The sequence below is a fragment of the Nocardia sp. PLKS1-43 genome, from assembly GCF_059510335.1.
Genome location: NZ_JCAJZQ010000005.1, coordinates 51,849 through 77,558, shown reverse-complemented (window position 1 = coordinate 77,558; position 25,710 = coordinate 51,849). Strand labels below are relative to the sequence as shown.

General features: G+C 67.0%; 22 protein-coding genes and 1 tRNA gene. 10 read left to right on the top strand and 13 right to left on the bottom strand.

The features are described from left to right. Positions 1-28: 28 nt before the first annotated feature. A complete protein-coding gene (locus AC5WS7_RS19745; protein ID WP_495956013.1) occupies positions 29-1,042 on the top strand; it encodes a GAF domain-containing protein in 1,014 nt (337 codons plus the stop codon). A gap of 255 nt (positions 1,043-1,297) precedes the next feature. Here the strand turns inward: AC5WS7_RS19745 and AC5WS7_RS19740 are convergent, their stop codons facing one another. From AC5WS7_RS19740 to aceE, 6 genes are all read right to left on the bottom strand, one after another. Further along, positions 1,298-2,728 (bottom strand): acyl-CoA carboxylase subunit beta, encoded by a 1,431-nt coding sequence (locus AC5WS7_RS19740; RefSeq protein WP_495956012.1) that lies wholly within the window; start codon positions 2,726-2,728, stop codon positions 1,298-1,300. Between the two features lie 154 nt (positions 2,729-2,882). Then, the gene (locus tag AC5WS7_RS19735) at positions 2,883-4,133 is read right to left on the bottom strand and encodes a KasA/KasB family beta-ketoacyl-ACP synthase (RefSeq protein ID WP_495956011.1); all 1,251 of its coding nucleotides are present in this window, start codon (positions 4,131-4,133) and stop codon (positions 2,883-2,885) included. Between the two features lie 10 nt (positions 4,134-4,143). After that, positions 4,144-4,449, bottom strand: coding sequence for a meromycolate extension acyl carrier protein AcpM (acpM, locus tag AC5WS7_RS19730; RefSeq protein ID WP_067891531.1), 306 nt, complete (start codon positions 4,447-4,449; stop codon positions 4,144-4,146). A gap of 117 nt (positions 4,450-4,566) precedes the next feature. Next, complete coding sequence (locus tag AC5WS7_RS19725; protein WP_495956010.1) at positions 4,567-5,481, bottom strand: ACP S-malonyltransferase; 915 nt, start codon at positions 5,479-5,481, stop codon at positions 4,567-4,569. A gap of 127 nt (positions 5,482-5,608) precedes the next feature. Then, entirely contained in the window at positions 5,609-6,943 is a 1,335-nt protein-coding gene (locus AC5WS7_RS19720; protein WP_495956009.1) for a PucR family transcriptional regulator, read from the bottom strand. Positions 6,944-7,488: 545 nt separating this feature from the next. Next, complete coding sequence (gene aceE / locus AC5WS7_RS19715) at positions 7,489-10,347, bottom strand: pyruvate dehydrogenase (acetyl-transferring), homodimeric type (protein ID WP_495956429.1); 2,859 nt, start codon at positions 10,345-10,347, stop codon at positions 7,489-7,491. Positions 10,348-10,608: 261 nt separating this feature from the next. Here aceE and AC5WS7_RS19710 point away from each other — a divergent pair, with 261 nt between their 5' ends. The 4 genes from AC5WS7_RS19710 to AC5WS7_RS19695 all read left to right on the top strand — a co-directional run bounded on the left by AC5WS7_RS19710 (position 10,609) and on the right by AC5WS7_RS19695 (position 12,541). Then, complete coding sequence (locus tag AC5WS7_RS19710) at positions 10,609-11,166, top strand: Rv2240c family protein (RefSeq protein ID WP_495956008.1); 558 nt, start codon at positions 10,609-10,611, stop codon at positions 11,164-11,166. A 198-nt stretch (positions 11,167-11,364) separates the two neighbouring features. Further along, positions 11,365-11,787: a DUF3052 domain-containing protein gene (locus AC5WS7_RS19705; RefSeq protein WP_067891988.1), complete on the top strand. Its 423-nt coding sequence runs from the start codon at positions 11,365-11,367 to the stop codon at positions 11,785-11,787. A gap of 166 nt (positions 11,788-11,953) precedes the next feature. Next, entirely contained in the window at positions 11,954-12,418 is a 465-nt protein-coding gene (locus AC5WS7_RS19700) for a peroxiredoxin (RefSeq protein WP_495956007.1), read from the top strand. Between the two features lie 51 nt (positions 12,419-12,469). Next, a tRNA-Val gene (locus AC5WS7_RS19695) sits at positions 12,470-12,541 on the top strand. A 156-nt stretch (positions 12,542-12,697) separates the two neighbouring features. Here AC5WS7_RS19695 and AC5WS7_RS19690 read toward each other — a convergent pair. Continuing rightward, positions 12,698-13,492 (bottom strand): SAM-dependent methyltransferase, encoded by a 795-nt coding sequence (locus AC5WS7_RS19690; protein ID WP_495956006.1) that lies wholly within the window; start codon positions 13,490-13,492, stop codon positions 12,698-12,700. A 156-nt stretch (positions 13,493-13,648) separates the two neighbouring features. Here AC5WS7_RS19690 and AC5WS7_RS19685 point away from each other — a divergent pair, with 156 nt between their 5' ends. The 3 genes from AC5WS7_RS19685 (at position 13,649) to AC5WS7_RS19675 (ending at position 15,577) form a co-directional block, all read left to right on the top strand. Then, positions 13,649-14,335 (top strand): PAS and ANTAR domain-containing protein, encoded by a 687-nt coding sequence (locus AC5WS7_RS19685; RefSeq protein ID WP_495956005.1) that lies wholly within the window; start codon positions 13,649-13,651, stop codon positions 14,333-14,335. A gap of 190 nt (positions 14,336-14,525) precedes the next feature. Further along, positions 14,526-14,861, top strand: a complete 336-nt coding sequence (locus AC5WS7_RS19680) for a histone-like nucleoid-structuring protein Lsr2 (protein WP_495956428.1) — start codon at positions 14,526-14,528, stop codon at positions 14,859-14,861. Between the two features lie 317 nt (positions 14,862-15,178). Continuing rightward, on the top strand, positions 15,179-15,577 hold the full coding sequence (locus tag AC5WS7_RS19675; protein WP_495956004.1) for a hypothetical protein: 399 nt from the start codon (positions 15,179-15,181) through the stop codon (positions 15,575-15,577). A 294-nt stretch (positions 15,578-15,871) separates the two neighbouring features. Here AC5WS7_RS19675 and AC5WS7_RS19670 read toward each other — a convergent pair whose 3' ends face one another. Beyond that, on the bottom strand, positions 15,872-17,602 hold the full coding sequence (locus AC5WS7_RS19670; RefSeq protein WP_495956003.1) for an EAL domain-containing protein: 1,731 nt from the start codon (positions 17,600-17,602) through the stop codon (positions 15,872-15,874). A gap of 209 nt (positions 17,603-17,811) precedes the next feature. Here AC5WS7_RS19670 and AC5WS7_RS19665 point away from each other — a divergent pair, with 209 nt between their 5' ends. Beyond that, the gene (locus tag AC5WS7_RS19665) at positions 17,812-18,234 is read left to right on the top strand and encodes a pyridoxamine 5'-phosphate oxidase family protein (protein ID WP_495956002.1); all 423 of its coding nucleotides are present in this window, start codon (positions 17,812-17,814) and stop codon (positions 18,232-18,234) included. Positions 18,235-18,420: 186 nt separating this feature from the next. Here AC5WS7_RS19665 and AC5WS7_RS19660 read toward each other — a convergent pair whose 3' ends face one another. Beyond that, positions 18,421-18,693: a zinc-binding dehydrogenase gene (locus tag AC5WS7_RS19660; protein ID WP_495956001.1), complete on the bottom strand. Its 273-nt coding sequence runs from the start codon at positions 18,691-18,693 to the stop codon at positions 18,421-18,423. Between the two features lie 309 nt (positions 18,694-19,002). Here AC5WS7_RS19660 and AC5WS7_RS19655 point away from each other — a divergent pair, with 309 nt between their 5' ends. Then, positions 19,003-19,860 (top strand): isocitrate lyase/PEP mutase family protein, encoded by an 858-nt coding sequence (locus AC5WS7_RS19655; RefSeq protein ID WP_495956000.1) that lies wholly within the window; start codon positions 19,003-19,005, stop codon positions 19,858-19,860. A 483-nt stretch (positions 19,861-20,343) separates the two neighbouring features. On the opposite strand, the gene AC5WS7_RS19650 is transcribed toward AC5WS7_RS19655, so the two are convergent. The 4 genes from AC5WS7_RS19650 to AC5WS7_RS19635 all read right to left on the bottom strand — a co-directional run bounded on the left by AC5WS7_RS19650 (position 20,344) and on the right by AC5WS7_RS19635 (position 25,444). Continuing rightward, entirely contained in the window at positions 20,344-21,525 is a 1,182-nt protein-coding gene (locus AC5WS7_RS19650; RefSeq protein WP_495955999.1) for a cytochrome P450 family protein, read from the bottom strand. 514 nt (positions 21,526-22,039) lie between these two features. Then, positions 22,040-23,263, bottom strand: coding sequence for a cation:proton antiporter (locus AC5WS7_RS19645; RefSeq protein WP_495955998.1), 1,224 nt, complete (start codon positions 23,261-23,263; stop codon positions 22,040-22,042). Next, positions 23,260-23,904 carry a hypothetical protein gene (locus tag AC5WS7_RS19640; RefSeq protein WP_495955997.1) on the bottom strand — a complete coding sequence of 215 codons (645 nt, stop codon included), beginning with the start codon at positions 23,902-23,904 and terminating at the stop codon, positions 23,260-23,262. Before AC5WS7_RS19640 ends, AC5WS7_RS19645 begins: the two co-directional genes overlap by 4 nt. 49 nt (positions 23,905-23,953) lie before the next feature. Further along, entirely contained in the window at positions 23,954-25,444 is a 1,491-nt protein-coding gene (locus tag AC5WS7_RS19635; RefSeq protein ID WP_495955996.1) for an NAD(P)/FAD-dependent oxidoreductase, read from the bottom strand. Between the last annotated feature and the right edge of the window lie 266 nt (positions 25,445-25,710).

Below are 25,710 nucleotides of genomic sequence, written 5' to 3'. Positions count from 1 at the left end.
GGTCTCCGGCACCAGGAGGAGGGGCGGAGTGGACAGCGGCCGGGTACTGATCGAAACACTGGGGGACGCCGAGGACTGGACCGTGCTCGCGGTCGACGAGCGCCCGACGCGCTGGCGATACGCGGCGCGGGTGCTGCGGCCCGGGGTGCGGCGCATGATCGAACCGGTGTGGCGCCGCGGTGAGACCGTCGAGATGCGAGTGTCCCGTCGTCCGGGCGAGTCGCGGGAGCATGAGACGGTTTGCGCCGCACCGGTATTCGGCCCCGACGGCGGTGTCTACGCGGTGCAGGTGCGCAGCGCGGCCGTGGGTTCGAAACTTCCCGATCCGTATATCGTCGCCGCCTTCGACTATTCGTCACAGCATCGATCGATTCACCTGGTGCACAACCCTTTCGGATGGGATTTGCCCGAGTCGAGATCGCACTGGACGGTTCCCGAGGCGTTCCGGCACGTGCGGCGGTGTGACGGTTCGATGGAATTGATCCTGCAGACGCTCGGCCCGCGCGAACGGATGCGCTGGGCGGGCGATGTCACGGCCTGCGTGGCCGGCGTCCCGCGCCGCTATCACATGGCGCTGCGCAACGGCGCGGAGAACGATCTCGCGCGGTGGCGCGGACTGTTGCACGATGTCACCGAATTCCTCGCTCCCGAACCGGCGTCGGTGGACACCGCGGCCTTCGCCGCACTCGGACGCCAGCGCCCGGGCCGCTCCCACCTGGTACTCGCCGATGTGGAAAAGGTGCGGTTGATCCGCTGGGTCACCGATCCGGTGCCGGACATCCAGTGGAAGGGCGTGGTCGACGACCGCGACACCCCACACCCCGACGACGTGCGCCGGATCCTCGCCGAGGTCGGCCGAGTCGTCCGAGCGCACGAGACAAGCGGTCGCCTGACCGGAATCCGGCTGCGCCGCATCGGCGGCGGCTGGACCGTGGTCGACGCCGTCGGCACCCTGGTCCCCACCTCGGACTCGCCGATGCTGCTGCTCGTCGAACTCACCGTCACCGGATACTCCGACGAACCCGATCCGACCGAACCCTGAACCGGAACGACCCTCGGCCGCCGAGGACCACCTGTAAACCGTTGTGGCGGAGGGTGTTTCGTGGACTGCGGCGGGCTGTTCTCGCGGTCGTTCGGTCGAGCGGGCATGCCGGCTGCCGAGGGCCACTTGGGAGGCGTTGTGGCGGAGGGTGTCTCGTGGACTGCGGCGGGCTGTTCTCGCGGTGACTCAGCCGAGCGGGCATGGCGACCGCCGCGGATCACCTGTGAACCAATGCGGTGGAATGAGTTTCGCGGGCTACAGCGGGATGTTCTTGAGATGACTCGGCCGGGCGGGCGCGGCGGCCAGGGCGGCGGCGATGGTGGAGCGGGTCTTGGCCGGATCGATGACCTCGTCGACCACCCCGATCGACATCGCCCGGCCCAGGCCGCCGGCGATCTGCTCGTGCTCGACGGTCAGCCGCTCGATCAGCGCCTCGCGCTCGGGTTCGGGCGCGGCGGCGATGGCCTTCTTGTGCAGGATGCCGACGGCGGCCTTGGCGCCCATGACCGCGACTTCCGAACCCGGCCAGGCGAATACCGCGGTCGCGCCGAGCGAGCGCGCGTTCATCGCGATGTACGCGCCGCCGTAGATCTTCCGGGTCACGAGTGTCACCCGCGGAACGCGAGCCTCGGCGAAGGCGTGCAGCAGCTTCGCGCCGCGGCGCACCACGCCCTCCCACTCCATGCCGACACCGGGCAGATAGCCGGGCACGTCGGTGATCACGACGAGCGGGATGCCGAACGAGTTGCACAGGCGCACGAAACGCGCCGCCTTCTCCGCGCTCTGCGAATCCAGGCAGCCGCCCAGGCGCAGCGGGTTGTTGGCCAGCACGCCGACCGTGCGCCCGGCCAGACGGCCCAGGCCGGTGACCATACTGCGGGCATAACCGCCCTGGAACTCCTCGAACGTCGACTCGCCGTTGATGTTGTCCAGCAGCTCGTGCACGATCGGCTTGACGTCGTAGGCGCGCTTGGCCGATTCGGGCATCATCGCCTTCAGGTCGACATCGCCGTGTTCGGCGGCGACCATGTCGAACGTGCCCTGCTCGGCGAACATCGAGACCAGCCGGCGGCCGCGGTGCATGGCATCGGATTCGTCGGTGGCGACGATGTGGCACACACCGGACTTCTTGTAGTGCGTGTCCGGGCCGCCGAGCGTTGCCATGTCGACGTTCTCACCGGTCACGCTGCGCACGACGTCCGGACCGGTCACGAAGACCCGGCCCTCGGGGGCCATGATGACCACGTCGGTCAGCGCGGGACCGTAGGCGGCGCCACCGGCCGCGAAGCCGAGCACCACCGAAATCTGGGGGACCAGGCCGGAGGCGCGGACCATGGCCTCGAAGACCAGGCCGACCGCGTGCAGGGCCTCCACGCCCTCGGCCAGCCGGGCGCCGCCGGAATGCCAGATGCCCACGACGGGCAGCCGGGACTCGATGGCGGTGTCGATCGCGTCGACGATGTGCTTACATCCCTCGATGCCCATCGCGCCGCCCATGACCGTGGCGTCCGAGCAGTAGGCGACCGTGCGCACGCCGTCGACCTCGCCGATGGCGGCCAGTACGCCGGACTTGTCCCGGGGGTGCAGCGGCAGCACCGTGCCGGGGTCGAAGAATCGCTGCAACCGGCCCAGCGGATCCCGGGGATCGGTGGCGGCATCCGCATGTGCGGGAGCCATGATGGTCATCGCGTTCTCTCCTCGAGATGATGGTGAGTCGCTGACGCGGCTGCGAGTGGAGCTGATCGGCTGTTGCGGAGAAAAACCACGCGCGGCCCTTCGGTGGGGTCGACCGAGCCGAAGGGCCGCGCGGGGGAATCGTTCTGGAGTTGACCGGCGAAACTCAGTACCGGCCGAAAGCCAGCGCCACGTTGTGGCCGCCGAAGCCGAACGAGTTGTTGATCGCGTACTCGATGTCCTGGCGGCGAGCCTCGCCGTGCACGACATCGAGATCGATCTCCGGATCCTGGTTGTCCAGGTTCAGCGTCGGCGGCACGATGCCGTCGCGAATGCTGAGCACGGTGAGTACCGACTCGAGGGCGCCGACCGCGCCGATCGAGTGGCCCAGGGCGGACTTGGGCGCGTAGACCGAGGCATGGCTGCCCACGGCCAGGTTGATCGCGTTCGCCTCGGCGGTGTCACCGATCGGCGTCGCGGTCGCGTGCGCGTTGACGTGGGTGATGTCCTTCTTGGTCAGACCAGCGGTCTGCATCGCCCGGGTCATCGCGCGTGCCGCGCCCTGCCCGTCCGGGGCGGGGGCGACCAGATGGAAACCGTCGGACGTGATGCCGGCGCCCATCAGCCGCGCGTGGATCGTTGCTCCACGCGCCTTGGCGTGCTCCTCGGTCTCGATGACCATGAGCGCACCGGCTTCACCGAAGACGAAACCGTCGCGCGCCGAGTCGAACGGACGCGAGGCCGCCTTCGGGTTGTCGTTGCGGGTGCTCATCGCGCGCATCATGGAGAATGCCGCGATCGGCACGGCGTCGATGTAACCCTCGACGCCACCGGTGACAACCATGTCGGCGTCGCCCATGACGATCATCCGCCACGCGTTCGCGATGGCCTCAGAACCCGATGAGCACGCCGAGACCGGAGTGACCACTCCCGCCCTGGCCTTCAACTCCAGGCCCACGACGGCGGACGGCCCGTTGGGCATGACCATCTGCACCGCCAGCGGCGAAATCTTGCGATAGCCACCGTTCTTGAGCTTGTCGACGGAATCGATCAGTGCGTCGCCGCCACCGAGTCCGGTGCCGATGGCGACGCCCAGGCGCTCCGGATCGACCTCCGGAGTTCCGGCGTTCTTCCACACCTCGCGACCGAGGACGGTCGCGAGCTGCTCGACGTACGCCATGCGACGGCACTCGACCCGGCTGAGCAGGGTCTCCGGCCGAACCTTCAGATGACCGCCGATGCGGACCGGAAGGTCGTATTCCTCGACGAAGGAATCCTCGAGAACGTCGATGCCGCTCTCGCCGTTGAGGAGTCCCTTCCACGTCGCATCGACGTCACCCGCGATCGACGTGGTCGCCGCCAGGCTTGTTACGACGACGTTGGGGAAGTTCCCGTTCAAAGTGGAAGGAGTGGTCACGGTATCGGTCCTACTCGGAGTCCGCGCCGAACTTGGCCTTGAGCTCGGCAGCGGCCTCGGAGTTCTCCGCCTCGAGCTTCTGGATGTACGCCACGGCGTCGCCGACCGTCTTCAGGCTGGCCAGATCCTCATCGGGGATCTTGACGCCGTACTTGTCCTCCGTCTGCACGGCGATCTCGACCATCGACAGCGAGTCGATGTCCAGGTCGTCGACGAAGGACTTCTCGATGGTCACCTCGGAGGGCTCGATACCGGTCACCTCTTCGATGATCTTGCCGAGCTCTTCGACGATCTGTTCCTGGGTCAGAGCGGCCACTGCGTGGCTCCCTTCTTGTTCTTCTCTTCGGTGGGGTCTGTTCACTTTTTCGGAACCGGGCGGGCCGATGTTTCGATCCACTCGGTTGCGGTTGCATCACTGCAAGCCGCAGAAAAGCTAGCCGGTTGCCGACAGGTCGGACAACGCGGGGATGTTCTCGGGGGTCTTCAGCGCCAGGTTCGGGGTGCTCTTGAGCTCCCGTTTGGCTATGCCGACCAGGGTTCCCGCCGGGGGCAATTCAGCCACGCCGGAAACCCCTGCCGCGCGAACGGTTTCGGTGCACAGGTCCCACCGGACGGGCCGGGTCACCTGTGCCGCGAGCTTTTCGATGGCGTCCTTACCCGAGCTGACCGGCTTGCCGTCGAAATTCGACAGCAGGGTCCGGGTCGGTTCGCCGGGGGAAATCTGTGCGATGGCATTCGCGACAGCGTCCTGGGCGGGAGCCATGAACGCGGTGTGGAACGCCCCGGCGACGGGCAGTGCACGCACGCGTGCCTTCTCCGGCGGGTTCGCCGCCAATTCGGCAAGCGCATCGAGCCGGCCCGCGGCCACGATCTGACCCACCGCGTTGCGGTTGGCCGGAACGAGATCCAATTCCGCGAGCCGGGCGAGCACGGTGGCCTCGTCGCCACCGAGTACGGCGGACATGCCGGTCGGCTCCAGCGCGCACGCCTTGGCCATCTCCGCACCGCGGATCGCGGCGAGCATCACCGCGTCATCGGAGGAGATGACGCCGGCGACGGCGGCGGCGGCGAGCTCGCCGACCGAGTGTCCGGCGACGATCGTAGCGGGCGGAAGCACATTCTGCGGTATCTCCGCGTAGGCGAGCAGCGCGGCCGCGACCACCAGTGGCTGGGTGACCGCCGTATCGGTGATCTCCTCCGCCGTTGCGGTCGTGCCCAGCCGCACGAGGTCCAGACCTGCGGCCTTGGACCAGAGTTCGAGATGGTCACGCGCGCCGGGGAGGTCGAGCCAAGGCGCGAGCATTCCTGGTGTCTGAGAGCCCTGTCCTGGGGCGAACAACGCGATCACTTCTCTAGCCAACACCGTTTCGGGGTGTTGTGGAGATGTCGACGCGAATGATGTTTGCGGACTGCTTTTGTGTGGACTCCACAAAACGGCTAGTCGGCCACCGGCATCGAGGATCTCGTGTACGGCGTTACAGCCGCTCGTGATGAACTGCGTCGAAAGGGTCCTCTGGGGCAGAATTAGGCGATTCGTTACGAGTTCGTGTCAGACGACCTATGGTCGCGGCGATCCGGAGCACGTACGCGTCGCGCGGATTCATCGGATCCCGGCCCGTGACCTCGCCGATGCGCTTGAGGCGATAACGGACCGTATTTGGATGAACGTACAGCTGGCGGGCGCAGGTCTCGACGGCTCCACCGCAATCCAGGTAGGCGTCGAGGGTGTCCGACAGAGCCGACCCGGCGGCGGCCAACGGTAGCACAAGATACTCGTTCAGAGCCTCGACCGCAGCGCGATCTCCGAGCAGGGCTCGTTCGGGCAGTAATTCCGAGGCGTGCACCGGCCGCGGGGCGCCCCGCCAGCCGACCACGGCCTCCATTCCGGCCATCGCCTCGACCGCGCTGGCATGCGCCGCGGACAGCGTCCGAGTCGTCGGGCCGATCACCACCGGGCCCTCGGAAAACGCCTCTGCGAGTAGATCGGTCAGGAAGGGGGAGGGGTAGGAGGTGTCGCCGAGATGGCCGCTGACCACCATCACCAGCCGTGAGCCCTGCACGACGGCAAGGGCCGCGCGACCGTGCCGGGCCGCGGTGGTGTGTACCGAACTCACCACGGCCACCTGATCTTTCGGGGGCGTGCCGACCAGGACCGTCGCCGGGGCGGTGGCGTCCCAGTTGAGTGTGGCCGCGCGGGAAAGCATTTCGGGCCCGGTATCCCCGCGCACCACCGCGTCCACGACCAGTGCCTCGAGCCGGGTGTCCCAGGCGCCGCGGGATTCGGCGGCGCTGGCGTACACCGATGCCGCGGCGAAACCCAGTTCCCGTCCGTACCGCAGCACCGCTTCGGTCAGCGCGACCAGCTGCCGGTCGTTGCGGGCGAGGGCGGGCAGCCACTGTTCGAAGAAGTCCATGGCCACCCGGACCATGTCCACGGTCTGGCGCAGCGTCAGCCGGCGCGCCAGATCCTGCGGGATGACCTGGAAGGCGTCCAGGCTGAAGCGGATATCGCTCTCGGGGTCCTGCAGCCACTCGAGGAAGTTCACCACCGCGGTCTGCACGAGCATCTGCACGCCCGCGCGCTGAGCGGCATCCAGGCTGCCGAAGAACGGCAGCCGATCCTCCATCGAGGCGACCGCCTCGGTGGACAAGCGTCCGGAGAACTGCTTGACGCGCTTGAGCAGCGTGTCCGGCAGCGGATCGCGGGTCTGCCGGTTGGGTGACAGCGCCCCCGTCGGCAGGTACACCTCGTGCGAGGTGGAGGTACCGGACTCGGAAACCCGGCGCGGCCTCGGCGGTTTACGCTCCACTGGATTTTTCGCCTCCGCTCCGCTCCGGCAGGTTTACTGCAATTTCTGCCTCCGCTTCGCTGCGGCGGGTTTTCGGCGCCCACGGGCTCGTGGTTGCACGCTCGAGACTCGGGCTTCGCCCATGCGCTTCGAGTGCGCAACGACGAGCCGCGCCGAAAACCTTTGGGGTCGCCGTGTTTTGCGTGACAGTTCCGGCGTCCGGAGACGCTTCGCCGCTGGGCACGTGGGAGGAGGTCCGGAGGCGAGCGACCGGTGCCTTCGTGTGGCTGCGGGCGAGCTGTGTCGTGAACTGTCGTGTCGGCGTGTGCTGCCCGACAGTTCCGGAGCACCGGGGTGTCCGGCCGTTGGGCGCGTGCGTGGTCGCCGGAGTGCGGGTGCTCGCACGCTTCGTGTGCACGACCGCGAGTCGTGTCGGTACCTGTGCTGTCGGGCTGACTGCTCCGGCGTACCGAGCCTCGTTGCTGCCGAGTACGCCGGAGGTGGTCAGGTTGGGGGTCATTTCACCCTTCGTGCGGGGGCTCGGAGGAGGAGCGGCGGCCGGAAGATCAGTCCTCGCTGGTTGTGGACTGCTCGGCGGAGTCTACGTCGTCGATGCGGTAGCGGGCCGCGGCCTCGGTCACCTTCGACGCGTCGATCGCACCCGTGCGGGCCAGCGCGGCCAGTGCGGCGACGGCGATGGACTGGGCATCGACGTTGAACACCCGGCGTGCCGCCGGGCGGGTGTCGGAGAATCCGAAACCGTCCGTGCCGAGGGTGGTGTAGTCACCCGGAACCCACTTGCGGATCTGGTCCTGCACCGCGCGCATCCAGTCCGAGGCGGCGATGAACGGTCCCTGCGCCTGCGACAACGCCCGGGTGATGTAGGGCACTTCCGCCTCGGTCCCCGGATTGCGCAGTGCGGCAATCTCTTTGGCGAGCGCCTCGCGGCGCAGCTCACTCCACGAGGTCACCGACCACACATCGGCCTGCACACCCCATTCGGCCAGCAGTTCCTGCGCGCGCAGGCCGTCGGGCACCGTCACGCCCGAGACCAGGATCTGCGCGCGCACCGAACCCTCGCCGCCGCGCTTGTACAGGTAGAGACCCTTGAGCAATCCGTCGATATCGATGCCGTCCGGCTCGGCCGGCTGGGGGTACGGCTCGTTGTACAGGGTGATGTAGTAGAAGACGTTCTCCCCGCCGAAGACATCCTCGCGCATGTGCGGATGCGTGCCCGGCACCGCGGCCGGATCGGGCGCGGTGGCGCCGCCGCCGTACATCCGGCGCATGCCGTCGCGCACGATGTGCGCGATCTCGAACGCGAACGCCGGGTCGTAGGCCACGGCCGCCGGGTTGGTCGAGGCGAGCAGCAGCGAGTGACCGTCGTTGTGCTGCAGGCCTTCACCGGTCAGCGTGGTTCGCCCGGCGGTAGCTCCGAGCACGAAGCCGCGGGCGAGCTGATCCGCCGCGGCCCACAGGCCGTCGCCGGTGCGCTGGAAGCCGAACATCGAGTAGAAGATGTAGAGCGGGATCATCGGCTCGCCGTGGGTGGCGTAGGAAGTGCCCACCGCGGTGAACGACGCGGTCGACCCGGCCTCGTTGATGCCCTCGTGCAGGATCTGCCCGACGTTGCTCTCCTTGTAGGCGAGCATCAATTCCGCGTCGACCGACGTGTACAACTGGCCGTTGCGGTTGTAGATCTTCAACGAAGGGAACCACGAGTCCATCCCGAAGGTGCGGGCCTCGTCGGGGATGATCGGCACGATCCGCTTGCCGATCTCCTTGTCCCGCAACAGCTCCTTCATCAGGCGCACGAACGCCATCGTGGTGGCGACGTTCTGCTTGCCCGAACCCTTGCGCACGCCGCGGTACGGCTCGTCACCGGGAAGTTGCAGCGGCTTTGCCGCACTGCGTCGTTCGGGCAGGTAACCGCCGAGCGCCTTGCGGCGGCCCAGCAGGTACTGGATTTCCGGGGACTCCATGCCGGGGTGGTAGTACGGCGGCAGGTAGGGGTTCTCTTCGAGCTGGGCGTCGGTGATCGGGATGCGCTGCACGTCGCGGAACGCCTTGAGGTCGTCCAGCGTCATCTTCTTCATCTGGTGGGTGGCGTTGCGCGCCTCGAAGTGCTTGCCCAGGCCGTAACCCTTGATGGTCTTGGCCAGGATCACCGTCGGCTTGCCCTGGTGCGCCAGCGCCGCCGCGTACGCCGCGTAGATCTTGCGGTAGTCGTGGCCGCCGCGCTTGAGGTTCCAGATCTCCTGATCGGTCAACCCTTTCACCAATTCCTTGGTGCGCGGGTCGCGGCCGAAGAAGTGCTCGCGCACGTACGCGCCGTCGTTGGCTTTGTAGGTCTGGTAGTCGCCGTCGGGGGTGGAGTTCATCAGATTCACCAGCGCGCCGTCGCGGTCCGCGCCCAGCAGCGCGTCCCACTCCCGGCCCCAGATGACCTTGATGACGTTCCAGCCGGCGCCGCGGAAGAACGACTCCAGCTCCTGGATGATCTTGCCGTTACCGCGCACCGGGCCGTCCAGGCGCTGCAGGTTGCAGTTGATGACGAAGGTGAGGTTGTCCAGGCCCTCGTTCGCGGCGACCTGGATCAGGCCGCGCGACTCCGGCTCGTCCATCTCGCCGTCGCCCAGGAACGCCCAGACGTGCTGGTCCGAGGTGTCCTTGATGCCGCGGTCGTGCAGATAGTGGTTGAACCGCGCCTGGTAGATGGCGTTCATCGGGCCCAAACCCATGGATACCGTGGGGAATTCCCAGAAGTCCGGCATCAGCCGCGGATGCGGGTACGAGGACAGGCCGTGCCCCGGACCGCCGTGGCTGTACTCCTGGCGGAATCCGTCCAGCTGATCGGTGGTCAGCCGGCCCTCGAGGAATGCCCGCGCGTACATGCCGGGGGAGGCGTGTCCCTGCATGAACACCTGGTCGCCGCCGCCGGGATGATCCTTGCCCCGGAAGAAGTGGTTGAAGCCGACCTCGTACAGCGCCGCGGAGGACGCGTAGGTCGAAATGTGGCCGCCCACACCGATTCCCGGACGCTGGGCGCGGTGCACCATGACCGCGGCGTTCCAGCGGATCCAGGCGCGGTAGCGGCGCTCGACCTCCTCGTCGCCGGGAAACCAGGGCTCGTTCTCGGTGGGGATGGTGTTGACGTAGTCGGTGGAGGTCAGGGCGGGGATGGTGACGTGCCGCTCACCGGCGCGCTCGAGCAGGCGCAGCATCAGGTAGCGGGCACGTCCCGGTCCTTCGCGATCGAGCATCTCGTCGAAGGATTCGAGCCATTCACTGGTTTCGTCCGGGTCGATGTCCGGTAGGTACGACGCCACCCCCTCGCGGATCACTCGCACGCGCGCCCCGGCGGGCCGGTCGGGCGCCTGTTCGGCGTCGCCGTGGCCGTCGGCAGTGGGACCGGACGAAGACATCGGGTGCAGCAGGTCGGTCAAAATCCATGCTCCTCGTACAGGGGTGGACAGGCTGATGGCTCTGTTGTTATCGAGATCCCCGGGTAGCTTGCGCTGGTAAGCGGGCTATCCGCCGCGAACGGATGGGGCGCACCTCACATCCTTGCCGATGATGCGTCCCAGGTCATCATGTCAGCCGGAAATCCAGTACCGTGCACGAGGCAACATTTGCATCCATTGAGTGCCCTTGGACACAGTCGATGTCGAGAAGCGGGGAGGACGATGAAGCTGCTGAACCCACGCGGGTTCGGACTGATGTGCGCGACCGTGGCGGTCGGCACGGGGTTGGTGGTGGCCGGCTGCTCCAGCTCCATCCACGGTACCGCTACCGCGAACGAGGTGGAGGCCTCGGCGTACCGGACGGAGATGGCCTCGTCCTCCGCGGCTGCCACCTCCTCGCAGAAGGCGGCAGCGCAGGCGAAGGCGATCAGCGACAACTGCACGCCGTTCCGGGGCACGACCAGTGTCGCGGTCACCAAGTACAACGAGTTCGTCGACGCGCACGACGCGAACGCGCCCGATCAGGACGCCAAGCGCGACACCTCGGCGCAGACCCTCGAGGACGCCGCGAAGACGGTCGAAGGCCGGGTGAACGCCTCCGGTGACGCTCTGCCGACCGATCTGGCGCAGAAGTTCACCGCGTACGTGACGGCGGCTCGCGGGTTGGCCGCGGAGACGCGGAAGATGACCTACACCGCGCCCGTCGGCGCGCTCAACGACGCCAGCAAGCGGGTGAACGATGCTCTCAACGTGGCGCGCGACGCCTGTTCGGCGCGGTAGGGAGGCGCGGTTGGCCGGCTGATCGACACGGGATTGGCTGCCCCTGATTCCAGACACGGGGAAGTGCTGATCCCGGACGTGTTCACCGAACGGTCCCGCGACATTTCGCCGAGTTTTTGGTCGGATCGGCTTGCGTTGTGGCGCTGGACCATGTTCGCTTGCAACTAACTATTGTCTGGAGTTGAGGAGGACACCACCGTGGTCGCCGCGGCGGACGCGCACAACTATGCTCAGAAGCTCGGGATTTCCCCCGGGCTTGTTGTTCAGGAACTGGGCTGGGACGAGGACACCGACGACGAGCTGCGGGCAGCCATCGAGGAGGAGAGTGGCTCCGAGATGCTGGACGACGACACCGACGAGGTGGTCGATGTCGTCCTGCTGTGGTGGCGTGACGGGGATGGAGACCTGGTCGACGAGCTGATGGATGCGATCGGCCCGCTGGCCGACGACGGATTCGTCTGGGTGCTGTGCCCCAAGACCGGGGAGCAGGGGCATGTGGACCCCAGCGAGATCGCCGAGTCGGCGACCCCCGCGGGGCTGACCTCCACCACACCGGTCAGTCTGGGCGGTTGGACGGGTATCAAGCTGACCCAGCCGAAGACGCCCTCCAAGCAGCGCTGAGTCGCGGCGCGGCAGGGTTCACCGGGGCGTGTGTCGTCCTCTCGTGTAGCCGCACCGGATCGGGGCGGTGCGGCGAGTGTGGGATCCGACGCTCACCGCGGTCAGTAGCCGAGCCCGTGTCGCGCAGTGCCGGCGCGGCACGCATCACAGACAGGAGGATTCGCGCATGCCACTCGAAGTAGGTACGGCCGCACCGGATTTCACGCTGAAGGACCAGAACAACCAGGACGTCAGCCTGTCCGATTATCGCGGTGACAAGAACGTTCTGATCGTGTTCTACCCGCTCGCCTTCACCGGCGTCTGCCAGGGCGAGCTGTGCAAGGTGCGCGACGAGTTGCCCAAATTCCAGAACGACAACGCCGAGATTCTCGCGGTCTCGGTCGGTCCGCCGCCCACGCACAAGATCTGGGCCGCCGAACAGGGCTACACCTTCCCGCTCCTGTCCGACTTCTGGCCGCACGGCGCCGTAGCCCAGACCTACGGCGTCTTCAACGACAAAACCGGCTTCGCCAACCGCGGCACCTTCGTGGTCGACAAGTCGGGCATCATCCGCTTCGCCGAAATGAACGGCCCCGGCGAACCCCGTGACCAGGCAGCTTGGGAGAAAGCCCTCACTGCGTTAGATTCGTAACCCGCGCCTCCTGGCGGAGGCCACCCACTCCGCTCCGCGAGGCGGAGTACCGGGCGTATAGCTCAGTGGTAGAGCTCTGGTCTTACACACCAGCGGTCGGGGGTTCGAACCCCTCTGCGCCCACTCTTTGATTGCCAGGTCAGAGGCTATTTTGATCATGCGGCGAAAGCCACGCCATCGAGCGTGGAACGCCCAGTGTCCCTGGAGTGTCCCAACGGACCGGCGGGACTAGGTGACCGGTTGCTGGGTGTCGTCACCGAACAGGGCTGTGCCCGCGGACTAGGGTTTGCGCGCTACTGCGGCGTAGAACGACACACGCGCATTCAGGTCGTCGCCTTCCACGTTCGGCGACTGGTCCGGTCGCCATCGGTGGGGGACTTCCACGTTCGGGTCCACCAGTGCCAATCCGGTGAAGAACTCGGCGAATTCGTCGCGGGTGCGGAATTGTGCGGGGATGCCGCCTTCGGCGTAGATCTGCTGAATCTTGGCGAAGGTGTTCGGGTCGAAATCGGTTGTCGCGGTGGTGAGTACGAGGTAGCTGCCCGAGGGGACCGCGTCCATCAGCGTGGTGAGGATGTCGTGTGGCTGTTTGTCGTCGGGGATGAAGTGCAGCAACGCGATCAGGCTTACCGCCACCGGTTGGGTGAGGTCGAGCGTTCCGCGGAGGTCCGGGGCGTCCAGGATCGCGCGGGGTGTGGTGGCGTCGGCGTCGACGTACGCGGTGCGGCCTTGTGGGCTGCTGGTGAGCAGGGCGCGGGCGTGGGCGAGCACGGTGGGGTCGTTGTCGACGTAGACCACCCGGGACTCGGGTGCTTCGGCTTGGGCGATTTGGTGCAGGTTCGGTTCGGTGGGGATTCCGGTGCCGATGTCGAGGAACTGGCGTATGCCTTGTCCGGCGAGCCAGCGGGTGGCGCGGTGCATGAACGCACGGTTGACGCGGGCCGCGACGCCGACCGAGGGGAACACCGTCTCTACTCGCGCGGCGTGTTCGCGGTCGATCTCGTAGTTGTCCTTGCCGCCGAGGTACCAGTCGTACATGCGCGCGGTATGTGGCTTGTGCGTATCGATGTCCACGCGAACAATCCTGACAGCCCGACCGTGGTTCGGCAGTGCGTTGCTCCTGCCGGCTGTCCCTGTCCCTGTCGTCTCCGCGGCGCAGCTTGTACATCATCTCGTTGGGATGCGGCTGCTTGCGGTGGCGCCCGGGTTCTGCGCGACGATAATGTGCGCATGGCTGACCGCGCGGAGGCGTCGCAAGAGGAGAAGGATCTGGTCGAACAAGTCGTCGGGGTGGGGGACCCGATGGCGGTGGGCCGGTTCCGGTATTGGTTCCGGGAGCGGCGGTGGGAATGGTCGGCCGAGGCCGCGCGCATCCACGGCCACCCGCCGGATATCGAACCGACGACCGAGTTGTTGTTGTCGCACAAGCATCCCGAGGATCGTGACCGGCTCGAAGCGTTGATCGTGTCGATCGAGGATGGTGGCGCGTTCTCCAGCCGCCACCGGATCATCGACACCGCCGGACGCGTTCATGAGGTGCTTGTCGTGTCCGAGCCGATGGCCGATGCCCACGGCACGGTGACCGGGACCCAGGGCTACTACATCGACCTGTCCGCGGCCGCGGCCGACTACCGCACCGAGGCACTCGAGGACGTGTTGCCGGAGCTGGTCGAGGCCAGGGCTGTGATCGAGCAGGCCAAAGGCGCGTTGATGCTCGCCTACAACGTCACCGCTGAGCAAGCGTTCGCGGTCCTGCGGTGGCGGTCCCAGGAATCCAACACCAAACTCCGCACTCTCGCGCACCGATTGATCGCCGGATTGCCCGAGATCTCCGGCGAGGACGTGCGGCTCCGCACCCGCATGGACCACCTGCTGCTGACCGCGCACACCAGGCCAGGCCCTGATCCGGTCGAGTGACTCCCCGCCAGCCGGTCGAAGCTGGTGAACGCCCCCGCGGGAGGCGGCTCCGCACCGGCGAGAACCGAGCGGTCTGCCCTGTTGGTCTCTTGACGTGCTGGTGGAGCGCCTTGGCCGGTCGGTGTCCAGGCTTGCTGCTCGAGCATTCCGAGACGCGAGCATTCTGATGATGACAGGGGTCCGCACTCGTATGGCGAAGAAGGTCATCGTCGAGTTGATCGACGACTACGACGGGAAGTCCACGGCGCAAGAGACTGTCGTGTTGGGTATCGACGGGGTCGAGTACGAGATCGACTTGTCGGTGAAGAATGCCGGCGAACTCCGCAAGGTGTTCGAGCAGTGGATCGAGTCCGGCCGCAAGGTCGGCCGGATCCCCAAGGCGCAGAGCAAGGTTGGCGCTCGCACTGCGGTGGATCGGGAGCGGACCGAGGCGGTGCGCGAATGGGCGCGCCGGAACGGCTGTGCGGTGTCCGGTCGTGGGCGGCTTCATGCGAGCGTCATCGAGGCGTACAACAAGGCGAGCTGAGCGGTAGGTCCTACAGCGGTCGTGCGGAAACCGGCGCTCTGACGAATTGGTGTCTCTTCTCGTGATCCGCTCTGCGGCAGCCGTATTCGCAATTTCGTCCGTTTCGGGTGTTTCGCGTGTAGTGCCTTGTCCGCGGCCGGATTGTGGCTGGGGACAATGCTTTTGACAGGGGTAATGGACCCCCTGTACGGCCGGGTGTGTGGTCGGTAGATTTCGGGGGCGTGAGACTTTCCATGGATAGGTGTCGGCAGTTCGCTGATCTCACAAAGACCGATACGCCCTATTCGATCAAGGCGCCGTCTGATGTCGTGTACGCCTTGGCGGTGCTGGCCGGCGAGCATGAAATCGAGGCGAAGCATGTCCGCTACACCTCCCACGGTCGGGAAACCGCGTGGTTCGGGCTGTGGCTGCTCTCGCCTGGGCTGATCCACATCGCGGCCACCTACCACGAACCGAACTGGACGGCGAACCGGGAGGGCAGCACTGGCCCGCGCCTGCCGTCTGCCTTCACCAGCTGGTACCGCCGGATCGCGGACGTCGAGGCGATCGGCATCAGTTCTGTCGACGGCGTCGGCGAGGGCTCGGGGGAACAGGTCGTGCTGCACGGACAGGCCACTCTCGAACTGGCGGGCGTACCGCAGAAGCTGACGATCGCGTTCGGCGAACCGGCGTCGGGTGCCTGCGACCTGCTGGCGAGGCTCCGCGACCGCCTGTAATCCATTGCGTGGTCAGGTTTTGCGGCCCACAAGGGCAAGCTCCTCGAACGGCCCCGCGAAATGACCCCAGGGCCACCAACTGGCACCACCACAACGGACGTCGCCTGAAAACCGCAGCAACTGGCCGGCCATGCCACGACGCCTGGCACCGGGAACAGCTCCCACTCGTAAATCGCCTGGGCCGAGGCGGTTTTCGTTGTTCTGGGGTTTACGCACGTGGGGAAATCATCGGGTAGGGAAGGGTGCCGACCCGCATGAGGTTACGAGAAAGGCCCGAAGGGCATCGGGCGCAACCTATTTGGACGGCAAATGCTTGTGGTGTGTGGCCATGTGGAACTGCTCGACGAGTTTGTCGTGTATCGCTTGCGCTGATTGGGGGCTGCCGTAGTGGTAGCCCTGGACCAGGGAGAAGCCGAGGTCGGCGAGTATTGCCGCTTGGTGTGCGTGCTCCACGCCTTCGGCGATGACCTGCATGTCGAGTGCCTTGCTGAGTGCCTTGATCACCCCGAGCAGCGGCGGCGCGGGTGAGTCCGTGGTGATCGCCGAGACGAAGGATCTGTCCACTTTGAGAATGTCCGACGGAATGGCCGCCAGCCGGCTGAAGGATGAGTAACCGGTGCCGAAGTCGTCGATGGCGATGCGTACGCCGGTGTCGCGCAGAGCGTTCAGGTTGGCGATCGCATCCTGTGACTCGGCCACCAACTGCGTCTCGGTGATCTCGAGTACGAGCCGCCCGGCATGCCAGCCGGTGCTGCGCAGAATGTTCCGTACCCGATTGACGTAATCGGCGTCGGCCAGTTCCAGACCGCTGACATTGACGTTCAGCATGAGGTCGAGATCGGCTACCCTTCGCTGCAGGCAGGCAGCGTCCATACAAGCTCTGCGCAGCACCACCCGGTCCAGGTCGGCAATCAGGTTGTGCTCCTCCGCGGCGCGGATCACCTCGTTCGGGCTGAGGCCGGGTTCGGTGGCCGAGGACCAGCGCAGCAGCGCCTCCATGCCGACCACCTTGCCATCGAGAGGCAGGCTGACGATCGGCTGGTACCGGACTTCCAGGTTGTCTTCCGCGATGGCTCGGCGCAGCTCCTCGGCCAGGGCGATGCGCTGCCCGGATTCCAGCCTGGTCAGATTGCGGCCTGCCTGCTTGGCCCGATACCGGCCCACATCGGCGCGGCTGACCAGCATCGACGCCGGTTCGCCCGGCTGCCATGACGTGACGCCCGCGCAGCAGCCGGTGGTTGTCACCGCGCGCATGCGGTCGGTGAACTCGACCGCGGCCCGTTCGGTGGTGTCCGGCAGCAGTACCGCGAACAGGTCGCCGCCGAGCCGGGCCAGCGTCTGTTCCGGCTCCAGCAGGTCGCCCCAGGCGTCGGCGACCTGCTGCAGCACCGCATCGCTCGTGGGCTGGTCGGGGTGGCTGTTGATCGTCTGGAAGCGGTCCAGGTCGGCCAGCACCAGCGCGGGGCGTTGGTCGAGCCGGCCGGCCTTGGCGATCTCCGCGTTCAGCAGCCGATCGAAGCCGCGCCGGTTGAGCAGGCCGGTGAGCACGTCGATATCGGCTTCCGCGGCCATGCGAGCCAGGATCGTGACGACCACGCCGACCACCACGGTGACCCCGGCCGGGATCAGCCCGATCCACCATCGCGGCTGGTCGCGAGTGCCCAGCGCCCCCATGCAGCACGCCACGGCGAACGCGATCTCCAGGCCGGTGACGGGTGTGCTGAAGAAGAACGCGGCGTCGCACGCGATGAAGACGTACAGCGACGACAGCGTGACCGCGGCGGTTATGCCGGGGAGGCAAAGGATGGCCACGGTGATCAGCACGGTCCCGAGCAGCACCAAGATCGGGTGCGCGCGCACCGGCATCCGTTCACCCATCAGATACAGCACGATGCCGGTGAGCACCGCGACCAGCGCCACGCCGAACACGACCGCGCGATTGCCCGGCCCGTCGCCCGTCAGTGCGGTCACCGCGGCAGCCAGCAGTCCGCCGACAAAAAAGAACGCCCCGGTAGTCCAGGACATGAGACTCGCTGTCGCTACCGCCGATGCTGCCCGTGCCCGAGTGCGGGAACCACCGCGGGCTCCGACTCCTCGCATCTCTCCAGACTAGCCAGGATTACCCGCACCGAGCGTTAACCGGACACTCCTCGGGCGAGTGCCGCGAACAGCGAGTTCCGCCGGCTGCCCGCTGTAGCGGCCGGCTTGTCGGTGCTTGCCGCTACGGTACGGCAATGGCACTTTCCAGAGAAGAACGAGAGCTGTTCCTGGCCGAGCCACACATCGCCGCACTGTCGGTTTCGGCGGGTCCGGATCGGGGCCCGCTGACGGTGCCGATCTGGTACCAGTACACACCGGGTGGCCTGCCGTGGGTGCTCACCGGCCGTGACTCGCGCAAGGCCGAGCTGATAGCGGCGGCCGGGCGATTTTCTCTGATGGTGGACCGGCTTTCGCCGACGGTGCGGTACGTCAGCGTGGAGGGAACGGTCGCCCGCACCGAACCGATGACCGAGGAGTTGCATCTGGAGCTGGTGCATCGCTACCTGCCACCCGACCAAGCCGCCGCTTATCTGCGCAAGGCGGAGGCGTTCGGCGAGCAGGTCGTGATCTACCTGCGACCGGAGCACTGGGTGTCCGCCGATCTCGGCTCGGTATGACCGCGGCGACGGCAAGCGTCTCGGACCGTCCGTACGGGCCGGCTGACAACACTGGGTCTTGATCACGGCTTCGGGCACCGATGTAGCGGGAATCGTTTTCCACGGCAGCGGACATGGATGCTGGACGTAGGCTGCGGGCTTGTCGCCCGGATGATGGGGCCCCGGGCACCCGAGGCCCCGGCGAGATCAGACCGTGAGGACGAGCTTGCCTCGGAGATGGCCGGCGTCGAGCAGCCGGTGGGCGTCGGCGACGCGCTCGAACGGGAACGTTTTCTCGACGTGGACCCGGAGTTCGCCCCGTTCGACGAGTTCGGCCAGCCCGCGCAGGGCGACCGGGTCGGGATCCACCGCGACGCCGCTGACGCGCATGCCCGCCGCTTCGTATGCGGCGGCGAGTTCAGGATCGTCCTCGGCTACTGCCGTGACGAGGTGACCGCCCGCGGCCAGGGGCCACGGCAACCACGGACCTGTCGCAGTCTGGTGCCATCGGTGAACACACCGCCTCGTGGCCGCCGCGAACTCGCCCTGGCGGTCGGCCAGGATGGGGACGGTCGAGCATCGCGGCATGTCGACTGCGTTCTCAGCGGCGAAGGAGCAGTCTGTATGTATCGGTTGCCTCCCGCGCAAGACTGGCGACACCAGGTCCGTGCTGCTGCATCGCCGAACTCAGGGGGAGCCGTGGCCGAGCTGTTCCACTGGATCAGCCATCGTGACAGGAGGCCGGTCTCACCGGCCGAGCGTCCCTGCGCAGACGGGAGGCAGGAGATCATGCGGTACGGCACTGCGTTGCGCGAGGAGATCCGCCGTTCGGGGGTGACCCCGTTGGTCGGGATTTTCGACATGTATTCGGCATCGATCGCCGCGCAGTACTTCGCGGGAATGTTCGTGTCCGGTTTCGGGTTCGCTGCTTCCTACTACGGGCTCCCTGACATCGGGTTCATCGCCTGGCCCGACATGGTCGGGTTCGTGCAGCGGTTGCGTCTGGCGTTTCCGGACCGGCATCTGCTGGTCGACATCGACGACGGGTATGCCGACGTGGAGGTCGCCTGTCATGTGGTCGAGCAGTTGCAGATGCTGGGCGCCTCGGGGGTGATCTTGGAGGACCAGCAGCGTCCACGCCGGTGCGGCCACTTGGCGGGTAAACGGATCCTGCCGCTCGAGCAGTATCTCGAGAAGCTGAACCTGGTACTGGCCACGCGCACCGACCTGGTGGTGGTCGCGCGGACCGACGCCACCGACGAGGAGGAGATCCTGCGACGTGCGCAAGCACTGGCCGCAACCGACACCGATGCTGTACTGGTCGACGGTGTGCGCAGCGCGGAGCGGATCCGGCAGGTCCGCGGCGTGATCGGTGCGAAACCGCTCTTGTTCAACCAGATCGCCGGCGGCCTCTCGCCGCGGCTGTCGTTGACCGAGCTCGGGGCACTGGGAGTCGATGCGGCGATCTACTCCACGCCGTGCCTGTTCGCGGCGCACGCGGCGATGACCGAGGCGCTGGCGAAGCTGCGTTCCGAGGATGGCCGCTTGCCCGAGATCGGCTCCCGCGATATCGATGTGGCCTCGTCGACTGCCCTGCTGGAGGCCAACATCTCCCGCCATCACCACCGGCCCACCGACCTCGCATAGTCACGGTGACGAGGCTGCGGCGACGGCCGGCTCGCCGCACGGCACGACTGCGTCTGCCAACCGCGCGGCAGCCCGATCACCTCCACACTGCACCTTCGTGGTCGGAACACCCGACCCGACAGCGACGAATCCCCCTGCCATACCGCGCAACTCCCGCGCTGAAAGACCGAGTACGAGCCAACCGAGGATTCACCGCAGATAAGCCCAGGCTGCGACGCCGTTGGCGCATCGGCCGTGGGGCAACGTGTCCGTGCCTGGTGAAACCACCGGGGCCAGACCGACCTTCATGGCGACACGCGGTGGTTTCCAAGCTCTGTCGCGCCGGTGAGGATGAATTCGACGGCGACCGAACACGTTTGGCGTCTCCCAGAGTCCCGGTGATCCGAGGTGGAGCCGGCCGGGTGCTGACGGAGCGATCGGCCCGGCGGTGCATTGTCCGGCGCGGCCGGGCCGATCGAGCGGGTTCTGCGCAGGCGGATACGGCTACAGCGCCACCTGGTGCGGGCGCAGCGGCGCGAAGACCACCGGCATCGCGGTCAGGGCGCGGTGGAACGGGCCGGGACGCCAGGTCAGCTGATCGGGCCGGACTGCCAGCTGGATTTCACCGATGCGGTCGAAGAGTTGATCGATGGCGCTCTCGACGGTCCGGTAGGCCACGTCCTTGGCGGGGCACACGTGCGGGCCGGTGCTCCAGGCCAGATGTGAGCGGTTGCCGATGCTGCTGGTGGCCTCACCCCGGATGCGTGGATCGTTGTTGCACGCGGCCAGGCTGATGAGTACCGGTTGATCGGCGGGCAGCCATACTCCATCGATCTGGATCGGTTGCCGGGGATACGTGGTGCAGAAGTTCGCCATCGGCGGGTTGTTGAACAGAACCTCGTCCAGCGCGTCCGTGGTCGATAGGTTGCGGCCGCTGTCGGGCTGGAATCGCGGGTCGGTGAGGATCAGCAGCAGCGCGTTGGCCATGAACGTGCGCTGGGCCTCGAATCCCGCGCCGTAGAAGCTCATCAGCTGTGCGAAGACCTCCATGTCGTCGAGGCCGTTGGGGTGATGGGCCAGATGCGAGGTGACGTCGTCACCGGGCTGCTCGCGCTTGAGCGCGATCAATTCCATGAGCGCCCCCCGCAGGTCCATCATGCCCTGTTTGGCCTTGACCTTGTCGGAATCGAAGCGGTCGGCCATACCGAGGGCCACCCGGGTGCCGATATCGGCGGGGCAGCCGCACATCTGGTTGAGCACCTCGAGTACCAGCGGGAACGCGTACTGCATCACCAGATCGGCGGACCCGCTCTCGCAGAACGAGGTGATCAGCGGGATCGCCGCATTCTCGACCATGTCGAGGATGGCGTTCTGGTCGATGTTGTCGATCGCGACCACCGAGGGGTCGCGATAACGCCGGTGGGCGGCGCCGGTGTTGTAGCGGGCCGCCGGCAACCACTCCATCATCGGCCGGACCGGCGAATCCGCGGGAATGGTCTTCTGCCAGACGCGCGGATCCGACGGGAAGTGGTCGGGATCGTTGAGGATCTGGACCGCGGTGCTGTAGCCGATGACCAGCGTGGCCGGGACGTCGGGGGCCAGCTCTACGGGCACCAGGGTGGAATGCGCTTGACGCATCCGGTTGTACGTGTCGTCCGGCCTGCTGACGAAATCGGGGGTGTACATCGGAAATCGGAAGTCCGAGTCGGCATCCGGGGATGGGCCGCGGTGGACGACGGGACATACTCCGGAAGCCGTGGTGTAAGGGTCGGGGGCGGGCGATTGCGGTGTGGTCAAAGACGTGACTCCGGGCGAATAACGGGAATACGGCGATAACTCCGGTGAGCGCGACGGTTCGGCGCGCTCACGTGGGTAGCGCGAGGGCTACCGCATACCCCCACCGATCGACAGCAGTGCTGAAACATTGTGCGGTACTCGGCGCTTCGTCCACCCAAGCAACATAGCAGCGAAGGCGACGTCGGGCTTGCCAACGCGGCAACGGAATCCGCGATCGGCCCGCACCCGCACACCGCCGGGGCGGCCGCGCCGGGGTCCGAAATTTGTCCGAATAGGGTTGTGTCGCAGCGCATTACGCAGTACGACCGCGCGGTGTCTCACCGGACCGCGTGAGGGCGGGCAGCCGGTCCACGCTCGTTGACGAGTCGGCGGCGCGGCGGGTAAGACAGTGCTGTGCAATAAGTTACGGGGAAGTAGGTGTCTCGACGGCAGCTACCGCCGGTGCGGTATCGGCGGGACCGCGGGCGGTGCCGAGCAACCGCAGAATCGGCGCGGTCGACGCGGTTGTGACCAGCGCCATCACCACCAGCAGCGAGTACAGACGCGGCCCGATCAGTCCGGTGCTCAGGCCCACGGACAGGATCACCAGCTCGGTCAGTCCGCGGGTGTTGAGCAGCGCCGCCACCGCGGCCGCCGACCGTGCCGACATACCGGTCAGGCGACCAGCGACATAGACGCTACCTACCTTCCCCAGCACCGCGGCGGCGATGATGACGACGAGTTCGCCGATCGCGGTCGAGTCGATCGAACTCAGGTCGACGGCCAGGCCCGCCACGACGAAGAACCCGGGCAACAGCACCGCGCTGAGCACCCGGACCCCGGATTCCACCGCCTGGCGGCGTTCGCGCGGGAAGATCACCCCGAACGCGAAAGCGCCGAAGATCAGGTGCAATCCGATCCATTCGGTGACCGCCGCGACGGCCAGCGCGCCGCCGACGCCGAGCACGATCATCGTCTGGGCGGTGCCGGCCTGGGAGATCCGTCCCAGCATCGGCCGCAGGCCCCACCACATCACGCCGACGAGCGGGATCAGCAGGATCAGCCGCCATTGGGCGCCGCCCGGGTGGGCCAGCGCCAGGATCGCCGCCAGCACGATCCAGGCCATGATGTCCACCAGGGCCGCGCACGCCAGGCTGAGCTGGCCGATCTCGGTGTGCACCAGATCGCGGTCGTGCAGGATTCGCGCCAGCACCGGGAAGGCGGTCACAGCCAGCGCGCAGCCGATGTAGAGGGCGAAGTGCAGTCTGTTGCCGGTCTGGTAGCGCGCCAGCACGGTGACCGCGATGCCGCTGCCCAGCGCGAACGGCGCCATGTAGGCCGCCGCCGACACCGCGGGAATCGAGCGACGCGCACCGGTGAAGATGCCGCGATCGAGTTCCAGGCCCGCGACGAACATGAACACGGCCACCCCGATATCGGCCAGCAGTTCGAGGGAGGGGCGGGCGGCCTGCGGGAACAGCGTCGAGGACAAGTGATGCCCGATCACGGTGGGACCGGCCAGGATTCCGGCCGCGATCTCGCCGATCACCGGCGGTTGGCCGAGCTTCTCGGCCAACCAGCCCAGCAGGTGGGCCGCCACCATGATCAGGACCAGATCCAACAGGATCGTGACGATGACGCCGTTCACTCTCGTATCTCCTGAGGCCGCGATGGCGTGCGAATTTCGGGTTCGTCGTGCAACTCGGGTTCGGGCAGCCACACCATGGCGCGTTCGGCCGGAACGATGTCCGGGTTGAACGCCTCGCGGATCCAGCACACCGGGCGGCCGCCGAGCGACATCACGTATGCCCTTGCCGCGCAGGCACGTCCGTCCGGCCAGATTCGGGTGCCCGCCCACATGACCCGGCGGCGCTGGCTCAGGCCGCGGGCGATCAGCCCGTGGCCGATCGGGGTGCGCGGATCGGCCAGTCCGCTCTCGGAGGCCGTTCGGGCCACGGCGGCAACGTAATTGATCGACACCGTCCGTTCGGCGCCGACCAGGCGCGAGTACCGGATCAGGGCCCGGTCGGCTGCGCGCAACCGCAGCACGTCGACGATGAGCGCCGGCAGCGCGCCGGCCGCGATCTCGTCCTGGCGCATCACGCGTACGTTCAGGTCGCTTGCCAGGTGGCGTTCGAGCGCTGTGGTCGTGATGCCCTCGCTCGCGAGCAGCGCCCGGGTCATCGGATGGTGGAATCGCTCGATCAATGCGGCGGGGTGGATCCGGGATCCCGGCCCGCTGGGCGTCGGTTCGCCCAGCGGGCCAGGGGCGGAGTGGGTGACCGTCACGGCCGGCTCCGTCTATCGGTTCGCATCGGGAATTCCGGTGACCGCGCGGCTAATGCGCCCCCGCCGCGTCATGGCGCGGCGGCAGGACCGGCTGGGCCACCGCCTCCCGCTCCGCGTCGGTGCGCGGGCGGGTGGTCAGACCGAACGGTTCGGTGGTGATCCGCAACTCGCCCATATCGGTGTCCGACAGCGGGTCGCGCCAGTGGTCCCAAACCGGCGACATGTCCAGGCCGCCCATGTATTTGATGTTCACCCCGTCGACATCCGGTGCGGAGTCCAACCGCTCGGCCTCGGCGACGATGACGTCGGTTCCGGTCAGCTCCTGCGCGCCGCTCGTCTCGCCGACGTCGGTGAGCCCGGCCATGATTCGGGTGAACGACTGCTCCGGCGAATCACCGTCGTGCACATCGGTGAGCTTGTGCGCGTGCGCGAAGTACTCCTCGGATCCGATGTAGTGCTCGTACATGCGCGAGACCAGCGACAGGAACCGCGTGTAGGCGCGGCGATAGGTGTACTCGTAGTACGCCAGGGCGTCGGTTTCGGCCATCTCCCCGCGCAGTGTGGTCGCTATCGCCGCGGCGGACACCAGACCGGAGTAGGTCGCCAGGTGCACACCGGTGGAAAGCAGCGGGTCCAGGAAGCAGGCCGCGTCGCCGACCAGAACGTAACCGGGACCGCAGAACCGGTCCGCGACATACGAATAATCCTGTTCGGCCTTGACCTCGGCGACCTGCGTCGCGCCCTCGAGCATCGCGCTCATCGGTTTGCTCGCCGCGATGGAGTCCAGATAGAACTGCCGAGAGTCGCTGCCGCGCAACTTCTCCGCGGCCAGTCGCGCGGACACCACATACCCGACGCTGTTGCGGCCCCCGGCGAGCGGGATGTGCCAGAACCAGCCGCCCTCCTCGGTCGAGACCACGTTGATCGCGCCTTCGGGGCTGTCGGGATGTAGCTGCGAGCCCTCCCAGTACGACCAGACCGCGACGTTGCGGAACGCGGGATGCTGGCGGCGAATGTCGAAGTGCTTGGCCAGCACGCCCTCTCGGCCCGAGGCGTCGACCAGGAAGTCGAATTCGAGGGTGTGGACGGTGTCGTCGCCGGCCCGTACCCATTCCGCCGCGGTAGGGCGTTCACCGTCGAACACGATGTTGGTGACCTTCGCCTGCTCGATGACTCGCGCACCTTGGTCGGAAGCGTTGCGCAGCAGCAGATCGTCGAAGGTGGCCCGGTCGACCTGCCAGGACCACGCCTCGGCGTCGACCAGCTTGGACCAGTCCAGCAACCAGGTGTCGTTCTGCCACTGGAAGTATCCGCCCCGCTTGATCTGGAAGCCGTGCGCGGCGACCTTGTCGTAGGCGCCGGATACCCGCAGGGTGGAAAGGCACGAGGCAAGCAGTGACTCTCCGATGTGATACCGCGGGAACGTATCCCGCTCCAGGAGAGTCACTTCCACCCCCGACCGCGCGAGCAGTGCGGCGGCTGTCGAGCCTGCCGGACCTCCGCCGACCACCAGAACGTGTGGATTTTCCTTGTTCCCCATGACAACTCCCTGGAACGTGCGAACAAGATCGTGCGCCGCGGTAGCGGCGGAATCGAGCCCGAGTCATTAGTCGGAAGACAGAATCCACAACCTCCGTAGCCGTTGGTTAACTACTCGACGGCGCACGGGAAATCAGCCTAACAGGTTGGTTTGAATCAGCCAGTCAAACAGTAATTTACGTTGCAATCGCAAATGTACGAATAGTTGCTGAGAATTAGCTGAAAGGGCATGCGAGAGCGGCCGGCGATGACGCGCGTCCAAGGCGT

What these genes read in the sequence shown, in the direction of transcription:
- AC5WS7_RS19740 (WP_495956012.1), bottom strand. Translation starts at nt 2,728, where the DNA reads ATGACCATCATGGCTCCCGCACATGCGGATGCCGCCACCGATCCCCGG.
- aceE (WP_495956429.1), bottom strand. Translation starts at nt 10,347, where the DNA reads ATGTCTTCGTCCGGTCCCACTGCCGACGGCCACGGCGACGCCGAACAG.
- AC5WS7_RS19710 (WP_495956008.1), top strand. Translation starts at nt 10,609, where the DNA reads ATGAAGCTGCTGAACCCACGCGGGTTCGGACTGATGTGCGCGACCGTG.
- AC5WS7_RS19700 (WP_495956007.1), top strand. Translation starts at nt 11,954, where the DNA reads ATGCCACTCGAAGTAGGTACGGCCGCACCGGATTTCACGCTGAAGGAC.
- AC5WS7_RS19685 (WP_495956005.1), top strand. Translation starts at nt 13,649, where the DNA reads ATGGCTGACCGCGCGGAGGCGTCGCAAGAGGAGAAGGATCTGGTCGAA.
- AC5WS7_RS19680 (WP_495956428.1), top strand. Translation starts at nt 14,526, where the DNA reads ATGGCGAAGAAGGTCATCGTCGAGTTGATCGACGACTACGACGGGAAG.
- AC5WS7_RS19670 (WP_495956003.1), bottom strand. Translation starts at nt 17,602, where the DNA reads ATGTCCTGGACTACCGGGGCGTTCTTTTTTGTCGGCGGACTGCTGGCT.
- AC5WS7_RS19665 (WP_495956002.1), top strand. Translation starts at nt 17,812, where the DNA reads ATGGCACTTTCCAGAGAAGAACGAGAGCTGTTCCTGGCCGAGCCACAC.
- AC5WS7_RS19655 (WP_495956000.1), top strand. Translation starts at nt 19,003, where the DNA reads ATGCGGTACGGCACTGCGTTGCGCGAGGAGATCCGCCGTTCGGGGGTG.
- AC5WS7_RS19650 (WP_495955999.1), bottom strand. Translation starts at nt 21,525, where the DNA reads ATGTACACCCCCGATTTCGTCAGCAGGCCGGACGACACGTACAACCGG.
- AC5WS7_RS19635 (WP_495955996.1), bottom strand. Translation starts at nt 25,444, where the DNA reads ATGGGGAACAAGGAAAATCCACACGTTCTGGTGGTCGGCGGAGGTCCG.